The organism is Methylobacterium sp. Leaf88 (assembly GCF_001422795.1).
In the GTDB taxonomy this organism is placed as follows: domain Bacteria; phylum Pseudomonadota; class Alphaproteobacteria; order Rhizobiales; family Beijerinckiaceae; genus Methylobacterium.
Genome location: NZ_LMMK01000024.1, coordinates 119,477 through 132,029 on the forward strand (window position 1 = coordinate 119,477; position 12,553 = coordinate 132,029).

The 12,553-nt window shown below is 71.9% G+C and carries 13 protein-coding genes; 6 read left to right on the plus strand and 7 right to left on the minus strand.

The genetic code is table 11. The features are described 5' to 3' along the window. Positions 1 to 256: 256 nt before the first annotated feature. From ASF20_RS14890 to ASF20_RS14900, 3 genes are all read right to left on the minus strand, one after another. Entirely contained in the window at positions 257 to 2,254 is a 1,998-nt protein-coding gene (locus ASF20_RS14890; protein WP_056275262.1) for a HAMP domain-containing methyl-accepting chemotaxis protein, read from the minus strand. 286 nt (positions 2,255 to 2,540) lie between these two features. Next, positions 2,541 to 3,260 (minus strand): gamma-glutamylcyclotransferase, encoded by a 720-nt coding sequence (locus tag ASF20_RS14895; protein WP_056275266.1) that lies wholly within the window; start codon positions 3,258 to 3,260, stop codon positions 2,541 to 2,543. Between the two features lie 104 nt (positions 3,261 to 3,364). After that, positions 3,365 to 3,781: a hypothetical protein gene (locus tag ASF20_RS14900; protein WP_056275269.1), complete on the minus strand. Its 417-nt coding sequence runs from the start codon at positions 3,779 to 3,781 to the stop codon at positions 3,365 to 3,367. A gap of 129 nt (positions 3,782 to 3,910) precedes the next feature. Between ASF20_RS14900 and recO the strand changes: the two genes are divergently transcribed. Together recO and parC are read left to right on the plus strand one after the other, a co-directional pair. Then, complete coding sequence (gene recO, locus ASF20_RS14905) at positions 3,911 to 4,651, plus strand: DNA repair protein RecO (protein WP_056275272.1); 741 nt, start codon at positions 3,911 to 3,913, stop codon at positions 4,649 to 4,651. Positions 4,652 to 4,704: 53 nt separating this feature from the next. Beyond that, the gene (gene parC / locus ASF20_RS14910) at positions 4,705 to 6,954 is read left to right on the plus strand and encodes a DNA topoisomerase IV subunit A (protein WP_056214674.1); all 2,250 of its coding nucleotides are present in this window, start codon (positions 4,705 to 4,707) and stop codon (positions 6,952 to 6,954) included. A gap of 36 nt (positions 6,955 to 6,990) precedes the next feature. On the opposite strand, the gene ASF20_RS14915 is transcribed toward parC, so the two are convergent. From ASF20_RS14915 to ASF20_RS14925, 3 genes are all read right to left on the minus strand, one after another. Next, a complete protein-coding gene (locus ASF20_RS14915) occupies positions 6,991 to 7,278 on the minus strand; it encodes a helix-turn-helix domain-containing protein (protein WP_056275275.1) in 288 nt (95 codons plus the stop codon). Between the two features lie 428 nt (positions 7,279 to 7,706). After that, on the minus strand, positions 7,707 to 7,979 hold the full coding sequence (gene infA / locus ASF20_RS14920; protein WP_056178999.1) for a translation initiation factor IF-1: 273 nt from the start codon (positions 7,977 to 7,979) through the stop codon (positions 7,707 to 7,709). Between the two features lie 298 nt (positions 7,980 to 8,277). After that, on the minus strand, positions 8,278 to 9,429 hold the full coding sequence (locus ASF20_RS14925; RefSeq protein WP_056275278.1) for a branched-chain amino acid ABC transporter substrate-binding protein: 1,152 nt from the start codon (positions 9,427 to 9,429) through the stop codon (positions 8,278 to 8,280). A gap of 195 nt (positions 9,430 to 9,624) precedes the next feature. On the opposite strand from ASF20_RS14925, the gene ASF20_RS14930 reads away from it, so the two are divergent. The 4 genes from ASF20_RS14930 to ASF20_RS24165 are packed head-to-tail and all read left to right on the plus strand — an operon-like array spanning position 9,625 to position 12,271. Beyond that, positions 9,625 to 9,948 carry an XdhC family protein gene (locus ASF20_RS14930; RefSeq protein ID WP_056214682.1) on the plus strand — a complete coding sequence of 108 codons (324 nt, stop codon included), beginning with the start codon at positions 9,625 to 9,627 and terminating at the stop codon, positions 9,946 to 9,948. 9 nt (positions 9,949 to 9,957) lie between these two features. Beyond that, on the plus strand, positions 9,958 to 10,659 hold the full coding sequence (locus tag ASF20_RS14935; protein WP_056275281.1) for an XdhC family protein: 702 nt from the start codon (positions 9,958 to 9,960) through the stop codon (positions 10,657 to 10,659). After that, the gene (locus tag ASF20_RS24160) at positions 10,656 to 11,681 is read left to right on the plus strand and encodes a molybdopterin-binding protein (protein WP_056275284.1); all 1,026 of its coding nucleotides are present in this window, start codon (positions 10,656 to 10,658) and stop codon (positions 11,679 to 11,681) included. Before ASF20_RS14935 ends, ASF20_RS24160 begins: the two co-directional genes overlap by 4 nt. 5 nt (positions 11,682 to 11,686) lie before the next feature. Continuing rightward, positions 11,687 to 12,271, plus strand: a complete 585-nt coding sequence (locus tag ASF20_RS24165; RefSeq protein ID WP_056275287.1) for a nucleotidyltransferase family protein — start codon at positions 11,687 to 11,689, stop codon at positions 12,269 to 12,271. Positions 12,272 to 12,382: 111 nt separating this feature from the next. On the opposite strand, the gene ASF20_RS23445 is transcribed toward ASF20_RS24165, so the two are convergent. Next, a complete protein-coding gene (locus tag ASF20_RS23445) occupies positions 12,383 to 12,553 on the minus strand; it encodes a DUF2256 domain-containing protein (RefSeq protein ID WP_181017229.1) in 171 nt (56 codons plus the stop codon).

The following is a 12,553-nucleotide window of genomic DNA, read 5'->3' on the forward strand; positions in this document are numbered from 1 at the left end:
GGGGTAAGGCGCGTGACCACGTCGGAGGGGCGAACCCCTCACCCCAACCCTCTCCCGGATGAAAGCGGGGGCTTGTTTCGACCCACCCCACCGGAGGGATCGCGCGGACGCCCTATCGCATCGGACCCGATCGATCCTTCGGCATGCCGGGCTTCGGGAGGCCGGATCCGGGCTCCGATCAGGGGGTGCGCGGGCCTGTCCTGCGCGCCTCCGACTTAGCCCGATCAAGGCCCCGGTGTGAGTAAGCGGAGCCGTCTCACGCCGCGCGGATGGCGGCGAGGAAGCCCTCGACCTCCTGGCGCACGGTGACCGACTGGACCGAGAGTTCGCCCGCCGCCATCAGCACCTGCTGGGCCGCGGAGCCGGTGTCGCCGGAGGCGGCGAGGACCTGGGCGACGTTCGTCGAGACGTCCTGGGTTCCGCGGGCCGCTTCGGCCGCGTTGCGGGAGATCTCGCCGGTGGCCGCCGTCTGCTCCACCACCGTCGCGGCGATGCTCTCGGTGATCGCGTTCACCGACACGATGGTCTGGCCGATCTGGCGGATGGCCGCGACGGCCTGGGCGGTCGCCTGCTGGATCGCCGCGATTTGCCCGCCGATCTGGTCGGTGGCCCGGGCGGTCTGGCCGGCGAGCTCCTTGACCTCCGCGGCGACCACCGCGAAGCCGCGTCCCGCCTCGCCGGCCCGCGCCGCCTCGATGGTGGCGTTGAGCGCCAGCAGGTTGGTCTGGCTGGCGATGCCGGAGATCATCGTCACGGCCTCTCCGATCCGGTCGGCGGCCTGGATCAGGCTGCCCATGCTGGCGTCCGTCGCTTCCGCCTCGCGGGCCGCGGCACCGGCGGCGGCGTTCGATTGCTGAACCTGGCGTTCGATCTCCTGCAGGGAGGCGACCATCTCCTCGGCGGCCGCGGCCACGGTCTGCACGTTCGTCGCGGTTTCCCGCGCGGCCGCGCTCGAGGCGAGCGCCTGCCCGCTGGTGCTCTCCGCCACCTGGGTCATCGACCGGGCCGTGGCGTCGAGTTCGGTCGCCGCGGAGGTGACGATGCCGATGTTGCCCGAGATGGTCTGCTCGAAGCTCTGGACGAGCTCGTCGACCCGGTCCGCCCGGCGCTGGCGCGCCGACAGCGCGGCGACCTGCTGCGCCTCCAGGTCGATGCGCGCGATGGCGTTCTGGCGAAACACGTCGACGGCCTTGGCCATCGCGCCCATCTCGTCCCCCGCCGTCTGCGAGGGCACCGTGACGGCCGTCTCGCCGGCGGCCAGGCGGCTCATCGCGTCCGTCATGCCGGAGATCGGCCGGATGATGCTGCGGGCGATCAGGACGGCGAGGGCGCCGCCGACCGCCAGCGCCAGGCCGACGAAGGCCATCTGCAGGACGCGGGCCCGGCTCACGCTCGCGTCCGTGTCGGCGATGATCTCGCTCACGGCCGACTCGATCTTCGCCCGGACTCCCAGGCCCGCCTGCATCAGGGCCGCCGCATGCGGTTTGAGCGTGTCGTCATGGGCCGCCCGCGTCGCCTCGATGGCGGCTGCCGCCGCGTTGAAGGCGTCGATGTAGGCGGCGACCGTGTCCTGCAACCGCTTGATCGGACGCGTGAACGCGCCGCCCGTGTCGAGCTCCTTCAGCGTCCTGATGGCGGTGTCGGCCTTGAGGCTGTTCGTGGCGAAGGTCGCGGGACCCTGGGGATCGCGGGTGGCCAGGAAACGCCAGTTCGCGACCCGCATCAGCAGCACCGCGCTGTCGACCGTCGCGACCTGAGCGATCTGCGCCGCGGACCCGTTCTGACGGATGTCGGAGATCAGGAGGCCGGCCACGCGCGTCAGCTCGTCGCCGGTTCGGAACAGCTTGGTCTTGCTGTCCGTCAGCGCCAGACCGGCTTGTCCGAGGCGCTGGATATCGTCCTTCAGGGCGGCAGACTGGTCCCGCATGCTGGCGTAGATCGCGCGCCGCTCCTCCGACACCGCGATGTCGACCTGGCGCTGGAGCACCGTGGTGATGGCCTGGCGTGTCTGCTCGACCTGCTCGATCTGATCGGGCGTCTGGCTCGACTGCAGATCCAGAGCCTGCCCGGACAGCCGCTCCGCGAGGCCGTTCATCGCGAAGACGTTGCGTGCCCCCTCCTCGAGGCGAGCGACCCGTGCGTATTCGGCCACGATGGAGCCGAGTTGATACTGCGCGGTCAGGCCAATTCCGCCGGTGATCAGGATCAGGCTGCCGAATCCGGCGTAGAGGCGAGCGCGGATACCGTATGTCATCGAGAGGCCTGATCCGTTGCGTGGTTTGTGCATGTCTCCTAGGTGTTGACCAATAAAAATGTCTTAAATTACATTATCTATCTAAATCGTCAGATCTATCTGAACTAATATTGTCCAGCTATACAATCAGGGTGAGCATTTTTGGACCAGCAACGTCACGCGGATCACCGATCGCGGGCATGTCCGGTCGATCGGGGTCGAACGAACGGACCGCCCGACGCCCCACCCGCGCGCCACGCCCCGTCGTTCCGGCGGAACCCGCGCGTCGAGGGTCCGAAAGGGCGCGTCAGGCGCCGGCCGCCGACGGGCCGGCGGTGCCGGCCCGGACTCGCGCCCGCAGGCGCTCCGCCACCATCGCCTGCAGGGTGAGGAGGTGCGGGCAGCGGATGCCCGCCTCGAGGCAGGCGGCCACCGTGCGAAACAGGTACTCGGCGCTCGGCCCGAGATGGCCGGCCCCGGCGGCGATCCGGTCCGCGATCGCGTCGTCCGGGATCGGGCCGGTGTAGCGGTCACTCTCGGGGTTCACCAGGAAGGTCAGCGCCTGGATCGTGCCGGCGGCCGTCTCCACCGGGACCCAGCGCCCGAGATAGCCGTTGCCGCGCATCTCGCGGCGCCAGACCGGCAGCAGGGTCTCGGCGGCCTCCGCACCGGTCAGCCGGAAGGCGACCCCCTCGCAGGAGCCGCCCGCATCGAGGGCCAGGACGAGGCCGGGATTGTCCACGCTGCCGCGGAACCGGCGCTGGAGGAGGCAGAAGCGCCGGTGATAGCCGTGCACGGTGCCGACCCGGCGCTCGGAATAGGCGAATTCCGGCTGCCAGATCAGCGAGCCGTAGCCGAACACCCACAAGCCCTCCGCGGGCATCGGCCGGGCGGCGAGGGCGGCGGCGAGGCCCGGGGCCAGTTCGGCATCGCTCAGCAGCGCGAGGGCCGTCGCGTCGTCCGCCACCGGCGTCGGATGGGCACGGGCGATGAGGGCGAGGGTCAGGGCGAGGGGCTGGTCGGGCATGGGGCCAGCGAACCACCGGGCAGGCCGGGGCGCAAGACCGGCTGCGCCGAAGCGCAAGACCGGCCGCGCCGAAGCGCAAGACCGGCCGCGCCGGGGGGCGTGCCTCAGCCCCGGCCGGCCGCGAAAGCCTCCAGTTCCGGCAGCGGCTCGGTCCGGTGCCCCTCGCAGATCTCCGGATCCTCGTCGACGCGGGTGAGGACGCCGCCGGCCTCCTGCACGACGATCTTCGGCCGCTCGGCGCGGCCGAAGGTGCGTCCCGTCATCCGGCTCGAGAGGCAGTAGAGCGTGCGGCCGGCGTCTTGGAACGGCTGCGAGACCCGGCTGTGCGCGAACCGCACCGGGATCAGCGAGACCGCGCCGAACGCGGCCTGCCCGAGGGCGAAGGCGGCGAGCCGTTCCCGCAGGGGCGCGGTCGCGGCGGGCGTCGGGATGCCCGCCCGCGGCCCGCAGGCCGCGAGGGGCAGCAGGGCGGCGAGGACCAGGGCGGGGCGGCGGCGGGCCGCGCGCACGGGCAGGGACATCGGGGCAGGCTCGACTCAGTGTGATGGCGAGCCTATCGAATTTCCCGCCTTGGGGGAAACCGCGTTCACTTGCAACCGGAATGGACGCAGCGCGCTTGCATCGTCTCGACGGCGCCGTAAGACACGGGCATGCAATGGACCGACGAGGCCCTGGTGCTCGGCCTGCGCCGCCAGGGCGAGACCAGCGTCATCCTCGAACTCATGACCCGGACCCACGGCCGCCACCTCGGGCTCGTGCATGGCGGGCGCTCGCGCCGGATGCAGCCGGTGCTGCAGGCCGGCAACCGGGTGCAGGCCACCTGGCGGGCGCGCCTCGACGAGAGCCTGGGCGCCTTCGCGGTGGAGCCCGTCGAATCCGTCGCCGCCCGGCTGATGGGGTCGGGGCTCGCCCTCTACGGCATGAGCCATCTCGCGGGCCTGCTCCGCCTGCTGCCCGAGCGCGACCCCCATCCCGAACTGTTCGAGGCGGCCGGCCTCCTGGTGGCGCACCTGCACGACCCGGACATCGCCCCGCCGCTGATGGTCCGCTTCGAACTCGCCATCCTGGCCGAGCTCGGCTTCGGGCTCGACCTGGCGGCCTGCGCCGCCACGGGAGGCAACGACGCGCTGATCTACGTCTCGCCCCGCAGCGGGCGGGCGGTGAGCGCCTCGGCCGGCGAGCCCTATCGCGACCGGCTCCTGGCGCTGCCGGACTTCCTGCGGGCCCGGGCGCCGGGTGCGTCCCTGCCGATGACGCCGGACGCCCGGGACGTTACCGCGGGGTTTACCTTGACGGGGTATTTCCTCGACCAGCACATCTGGGGACCGCGCGCGATCCCCGTGCCCGAGGAGCGCGCGCGCTTCGTTGCATTGGGCACGGGAAGCGCCTAAATTCCGTTCGTGTTTTGTTCTGAATTGGGTCGTCTGAGGCCCGGGAGTTCGTGATGGGCCAGCCCTTCGAGCCGCCATCGAGTCCCGATGGCATCGAGAGCGTCGAGCTGAAGACCGCGCTCGAGGATCGCTACCTCGCCTACGCGCTGTCGACGATCATGCACCGGGCGCTGCCCGATGCCCGCGACGGGCTCAAACCCGTCCACCGCCGCATCCTGTTCGCCATGCGGCTCCTGAAGCTCGATCCGACCTCGGCCTTCAAGAAATGCGCCCGCATCGTGGGCGACGTCATCGGCAAGTACCATCCGCACGGCGACACGGCGGCCTACGACGCCCTGGTGCGCATGGCGCAGGACTTCGCGCAGCGCTATCCGCTGGTCGACGGGCAGGGCAATTTCGGGAACATCGACGGCGATAACGCCGCCGCCCAGCGCTACACCGAGGCCCGGATGACGGAGGTGGCGCGCCTCCTCCTCGAAGGCCTCGACGACGATTCGGTGGATTTCCGCCCGAACTACGACGGGCAGGAGGAGGAGCCGGTGGTGCTCCCCGCCGCCTTCCCGAACCTGCTGGCCAACGGCTCCCAGGGTATCGCGGTGGGCATGGCGACCTCGATCCCGCCCCACAACGCGGCCGAGCTCTGCGACGCGGCGCTCTACCTGATCGGCCATCCCGAGGCGACCTCCGCCCAGCTCCTCACCTTCGTGAAGGGGCCGGACTTCCCCACCGGCGGCATCCTGATCGACAGCGCCGAATCGATCACCGAGGCCTACCGCACCGGGCGCGGCGGCTTCCGCGTGCGGGCGCGCTGGGCCAAGGAGGATCTGGGGCGGGGCACCTGGACCATCGTGGTCACGGAGATCCCCTACGGCGTGCAGAAGGCCCGCCTGATCGAGAAGCTCGCCGAGCTCCTGCAGGAGCGCAAGCTGCCCCTGCTCGCCGACGTGCGCGACGAATCGGCCGAGGACGTCCGCATCGTGCTGGAGCCGCGCGCCCGCAACGTCGATCCCGTCATCCTGATGGAATCGCTGTTCCGGCTCACCGAGCTCGAATCCCGCATCTCGCTCAACATGAACGTGCTGGTGGGCGGGCTGGTGCCCCGCGTCATCGGCCTCGCCGAGGCCCTGCGCGAGTGGCTCGACCACCGCCGCGTCGTGCTCCAGCGCCGGTCGCGCCACCGCCTCGGCCAGATCGACCGCCGCCTGGAGATCCTGGGCGGCCTGCTCATCGTCTATCTCGACCTCGACGAGGTGATCCGCATCATCCGCGAGGAGGACGAGCCGAAGCCCGCCCTGATGAAGCGCTTCGAACTCACCGAGGTGCAGGCCAACGCCATCCTCGACACGCGCCTGCGCTCGCTGCGCAAGCTCGAGGAGATGGAGATGAAGCGCGAGCTCGACGCCCTGACCCTGGAGAAGGAGGGGATCGAGGGGCTGCTCGGCTCCGACAAGCTGCAATGGGCCGACATCACCAAGCAGATCCGCGCGGTGAAGAAGACCTTCGGTCCCGAGACCAAGATCGGCGCCCGGCGCACCACCCTGGAGAACCCGCCCGACACCGCCGGCATCGACTTCGCCGCCGCCCTGGTGGAGCGCGAGCCGATCACCGTCATCGTCTCCAACAAGGGCTGGATCCGGGCCCTCAAGGGCCACGTGGCCGACCTCTCGGGCGTCGCCTTCAAGGGCGACGACGGCCTCAAGCTCGCCTTTCCCAGCGAGACCACGGCCAAGATCCTGGTGCTGGCCTCGAACGGCAAGGTCTTCACCCTGGAGGCGGCCAAGCTGCCGGGCGGGCGCGGCTTCGGCGACCCGATCCGCCTGATGGTGGATTTCGACGACGGCACCGAGATCGTGGCGGCCATCCCCTACCAGCCGGGCGCCAAGGTCCTGGTCGCGGCCACCGACGGGCGCGGCTTCCTGGCGCCGGCCGATGCGCTCGTGGCCAACACCCGCAAGGGCAAGGGCATCATGGGCCTCGACGCGCCGGCGACGGCCGCCGTGCTGGTGCCGGCCACCGGCGACCACGTGGCGGTGTGCAGTGCCGACCGGCTGATGCTGGTCTTCCCCTTGAGCGAATTGCCCGAGATGGTGCGCGGCAAGGGCGTGCGCCTGCAGCGCTGCCGCCAGACCACGCTCACCGACGCCCACGTCTTCCCCCTGGCCGAAGGGCTGCCCTGGCGCGAGGCGGGCGGCGAGGCGCGTCTCGCCAATGCGGGGATTCTGGAGAAATGGCTGGGCCACCGCTCGGATGCCGGTGCCCTGATGACCCGGAGCTTCCCGAAGTTCGAGCGGTTCGGGAAGTAGAAGGCGCGGTCGGCCCCTGGCGCCTGGACGCGAATTTCAGGGCGTCTGGCCGAGCGTTTCCTCGACGAGGCGCGGGTTTCGCTGGAGGAGCGCCAGGAGCATGCGGGCCGGTCCTTCGGGCTGGCGACGGCGCTGTTCCCAGTTCCGCAGGGTGCCGACGGCGACACCGATCCGACGGGCGAAGGCATCCTGTGAGAGATCCGTCGCCTTTCGGATCGCGGCGACGTCGATGTCCTGCGGGACGTGGATGCCGAACCCGGCTCCGATGTCCCCGCGCGCATGGGCGGCCGCCTGTTTCAGGCTCAGCGCCAACTCGGCGAACATCGCGTCGTCCCTCGCTCATCGCCCCCAGAGAACGAGATCACGCGGGCGCCGCCGCGCTCGCCGCGCCCGGTCAAGGGAACGCGAACCTTCCGAAGGCCGCTAGGCCCCGGAATCACCTCGCGCGCCTGCGGATGGGCCGCGAGGAAATCCACCACCGCACTTCGCGCGACGTCGGTCATGACGCGTTCGGCAGAGCGCAGATAGACCTCGTCTCGATGACCGTAGGGAGCACGCTGGCCATGCCCAAGACCGCGCCGTTGGCGCATGTCCGTCAATGGCAGGAGACAGGTCGAGGAGCTCGGTGGAGATCCGTCAAGGACCGGCAGACAGTCGTCAACCGGGCCAAACACAGACGGCAAGGCCCGGGAAACCGAGTCTTGCCGCACAGGAATCCCTACAAGTCGAGAAGCCGGGTCGCGCCGCTTGAGTCAGCGGCGGCGGAACTGACCCCGCATGGGCGGGCGCGGACCGGAGGAGCGCTCGTCCTTGTGCCGGAACACGAGGCGGCCCTTCTCCAGGTCGTAGGGCGACATCTCGACGGTGACGCGGTCGCCGGCCAGAGTCTTGATGCGGTTCTTCTTCATCTTGCCGGCCGTGTAGGCCACGATCTCGTGCCCTTGGTCGAGCTGCACGCGGTAGCGCGCGTCCGGCAGGATCTCGATCACGAGACCGTCGAACTGCATCAACTCTTCTTTCGCCATCCACACTCTCCAGCCGGACGGCCTGAAAAGGGGCGACCCGGGACACAAAACGAAGCCGTTCGGCAAAACGCGGCGGGCGGCGGGTCCGATCCCATCGGATGCGCAACACCGGCGAGCGTTGCCCCGACATAATGTCCGGATCGGCCGGAAGCAAGCTTTTCCCGATGCAGGCCGGTGATGAACCCGGCACAAGTCGCGCGCGGATCCGGCGTGATTCGGAAAGATCAAGATTTGGCCCGCGATTTCGCTCCGTCGCGCGTCCGGCCGGCGCGCTCCGGCGGCGGCGGGCAGACTCGACTCACGGGGTGACGTCGTTGCCCGCAAAGTCGATCCGCCCATCCGGCATCCGCTTCCAGGCCTGCAGGACCGTGGCCGGGCGGCGGGGATCGGGCTTCAGGTCGCCCCGGGCATCGTAGGCGAGGTCGCCGAGAACCGTCCGCAGGGCCCGGCCCTCATGCAGGTAGGCCGCCACCGCCCGGCCCTCCGCCGATCCGGCGCCGAGGACGCCCTGGCGCAGGACCTCGACGGCCGCATAGGCCTGGGCGGCCACCGCGTTCGCGTCCGGGCTGCGGGGACCCTTCGTCGCCTTCGCATCAAGTGTCTTCGGCTCGGGCAGCCGGGGCGGGTCGGCGGTGAGGGTCATCACCGTGCCCTCGGCCGCCGGGCCGGCCGCCTGAGGAAAGGCCGGATCGAGGAGGCCGTCGCTGCCCACCAGGGGCGCGGTCACGCCGCCGTCGCGCAGGCCGCGCAGGAGCACGGCCGCCTCCGGCGCAAGGCCCCCGAAATACACCACCTCGACCCGCGCCCGCTTCAGGCGCGCCACCAGTCCGGAGACGTCGCGCTCGCCGCGGGTCAGGGTCTCGAAGGCCGCCTCCGGCTGGTCCGCGGCCTTGAGCACGCGGCTCACGCCCTCCGCGAGGCCGCGCCCGAACGGGCTCTTGTCGTGCACGAGGCCGATGCGCTGGCCGCCGTGACGGCCGAGGAGGTAGGCGCCGGCGAGCCGCCCCTGCTCGGCCTCGTTCGGCACGGTGCGGAACACGTTCCAAAGGCCCTTGGCCGTCAGCGCGGCAGAGCCGGTGCCCGGCGTCACGGCGACGATGCCGGCCTCCTCGTAGACCGGCATCGCCAGCCCCGCGACGCCGGCATTGAAGGGGCCGACCACCAGGCCGACCCGCTCGGCGGCGAACCGCCGGGCGACGGCGAGACCCTGCTTGCCCTCGCCGCCATCGTCGGCGACCACCAAGACCAGGCGCTGCCCGTCGACACCGCCGGCCCGGTTGAGATCGGCCACCGCCTGCTCGGCGCCGAGGCGCAGGCCCTGTCCGAAGGCGGCATCCGGGCCGGTCAGCGGCGCCGACAGCCCGATGCGGACCTGGGCCTCCGCGGAGCCGGAGGCCGAACCCATCAGCAGGCCGGCGAAGGCGAAGGCGGTGGCGCGGAGGCTGGGCATCGGGGCAGGGCTCCATCGGGGCGGGTGACGCGGCCCCACGATAGGGGCGCCCGGTCGGTGCGGGAAGACACGCCCCGGTGGCCGCGCCGCCCGGTGCGCATTGCCACGGCGGCGCGGGACCTTACCTCGGTCTACCGGGTTTTCATTCCAGTTCCACGCAGCGGGCCGGATCCCGCGCCGGAGTTCGCCAGGACCATGCTTTCCACCGACAACGACATTCTCGGCGCGGCCGAAGCCTGGCGTCGCGAGGGGCGCGCGGTGGCGCTCGCCACCGTCATCGAGACCTGGGGCTCGGCGCCGCGGCCGGTGGGAAGTCACCTCGTGGTCGACGGCGAGGGCAACTTCCTCGGCTCGGTCTCGGGCGGCTGCGTCGAGGGCGCGGTGATCACCGAGGGCCTGGAGGCGATTGCCGACGGGCAGGCGCGCATCATCGAATTCGGCGTGGCCGACGAGACCGCCTGGCGGGTCGGACTGTCCTGCGGCGGGCGCATCCGCGTCTTCGTCGAGTCCGTGGCCTGAGGCGCCGGCATGCAGCTCGAGACCCTCGCCATCCTCAACGCCGAGCGCGCCGCGCGCCGCGCCGCCATCCTCGTGACTGACCTCGACGGCGGGGCCCAGCGGGTGGTGCGCGAGGCCGAGATCGCCGGCGATCCCCTGGGCGACCTCCTCGCCCGCCACCTCGCCTCCGGCAAGAGCGGCCTCGCCGAGGCGGACGGCCGCTCGGTCTTCCTCACCGTGCAGGCGCCCCCGGTGCGTCTGGTGGTGATCGGTGCCGTCCATATCAGCCAGGCGCTGTGCCCGATGGCGCGCGCCCTCGATCTCGCCGTCACCGTCATCGATCCGCGCACCGCCTTCGCGACGCCGGAACGCTTCCCCGGCATCGACCTCGTGGCCGAATGGCCGGACGACGCCCTGGCCGGTCCGGTCCCGCCCCTGGACCGCTACTGCGCCGTGGCCGCCCTGACCCACGATCCGAAGATCGACGACCCGGCCTTGGCCGCAGCCCTCCGGGCGGGGTGCTTCTATGTGGGGGCCCTCGGCTCGCGCAAAACCCACGCGGCCCGCGTCGCCCGGCTGACCCAGGCGGGGTTCGCGGAGGCCGAGATCGGCCGGATCGCGGCGCCGATCGGCCTTCCCATCCAGGCCGTCAGCCCGGCCGAGATCGCGGTCTCGATCCTGGCGCAGATCATCGCCGCGCAGCGCACCCCCCGCACCGGAGCCGCCGCGTGAAGTTCGGGGCCGTCCCGACGCGCGAGGCTGCCGGGCTGATCGCCGCCCATACGGTGCGGTCCCACGACGTGACCCTGCGCAAGGGCCGGGTCATCCCGGCCGAGGACGCCGCGCGCCTCGCGGCCGCCGGGCTGTCCGAACTCGTGGCCGTCACCCTCGAGCCGGGCGACGTGGCCGAGGATCCGGCGGCCGAACGCCTCGCCGCGCATCTCGCCGGTCCGTACCTGCGCCGCGAATTGCCCTTCACCGGCCGCTGCAACCTCCATGCGGCGACCGCCGGGCTCCTGCACATCGACCGGGCCGCCGTCGACGCCGTCAACGGCGTCGACGAGGCGATCACGGTGGCGACGCTCGCGCCCTACAAGCCCGTGGTGGCCGGCGAGATGGTCGCCACGGTCAAGATCATCCCCTATGCGGTCCCGGGCGCCGCCCTCGACCGGGCCTGCGGCGCCGCACCCGCGGGGGCGCTCGCGGTGGCGCCCTACCGGTTGACCCGGGTCGCCGTCGTCTCGACCCTGCTGCCCGGCCTGAAGCCCACGACCATCGACAAGACCCTCGCCAACCTGCGCCACCGCCTCGCCCCGACGGGCGCCGCCCTCGTCACCGACGCCCGGGTGCCCCATCGCCGCGAGGCCGTGGCCGAGGCGATCCGGGCCGCGGTCACGGAGGATCGCGCCGAGCTGGTGGTGGTGTTCGGCGCCTCGGCCATCGCCGACCGGCGCGACGTGATCCCCGCCGGGATCGAGGCGGCGGGCGGCCACGTCGCGCATCTCGGCATGCCGGTGGACCCGGGCAACCTCCTCCTGGTCGGACGGGTCGCCGCGGTGCCGGTCATCGGCGCGCCGGGCTGTGCGCGCTCGCCCAAGGAGAACGGCTTCGACTGGGTGCTGCACCGGCTGCTCGCCGGCCTCGAAGTGACCCGGGCCGACATCGTCGCCCTCGGTGTCGGCGGGCTCCTCATGGAGATCGGGTCGCGGCCCCAGCCCCGCTCCGGCGGCGACCCGGCCGAAGACGATGCCTGAGAACGATGCCTGAACTCGGTCTCATCCTCCTGGCGGCCGGGCGCGGGACGCGCTTCGGCGCGGAGCCGAAGCTGCTGCAGCCGCTGGCCGGGCGGCCGCTCGTTCGCCACGCCGCGGAGGCCGCGATCGCCTCCGGGCTCGGCCCGGTGGTTGCGGTCCTCGGCGCCCATGCCGGCCGGGTCGGCGCCGCCCTCGACGGGCTCGACCTCGCCCGGGTCGTGAACCCGGCCTATGCGGACGGTCTCGCCACCTCGCTCCAGGCCGGACTCGCGGCCCTGCCGGCGGCGGGGAGCGCGATCGTGCTCCTCGGGGACATGCCGCGCGTGACCGCCCGCCACCTCCAGGATTTGGCCGACGCCTTCCGCCGGGCGGAGCCGGCCCCCGCGGCGGTGGTGCCGATCCATGCGGGCGTGCGCGGCAACCCGGTCCTCCTGAACCTAGGTCTCCTGGCTCCCGCCCTCGCCGGTCTCTCGGGTGACCAGGGCGCCGGACGGCTGCTCGCCGGACGCGCCGACGTGCTCGAATGCGCGATGGATGCGGGTGTGCGCCTGGACGTCGACACGCCGGACGGTCTCGCGGCCCTCCGCTGAGGGGGCTCCTACAAATCCGTTTGATCCCTTCGGGATGGCGGATTTGGGCCTCGCTCCAGCGCCGCGCAGGCTGGCCGAGACGGGCACCGCTCCGGTCGGGCGGAGCCCGTATCAGTCCTGCGCCGCCCGTGCCGGCGCGCGCTTGGCCTCGGCCCGGCAGCGGTCCGAGCAGTAGCGGACCTCGTCCCAGACCCGCTCCCACTTCTTGCGCCACGCGAAGGGCTTGCCGCACTGGACGCAGATCTTGGTGGGAAGATCGGCCTTCTTGCGCATCCGCGCCAT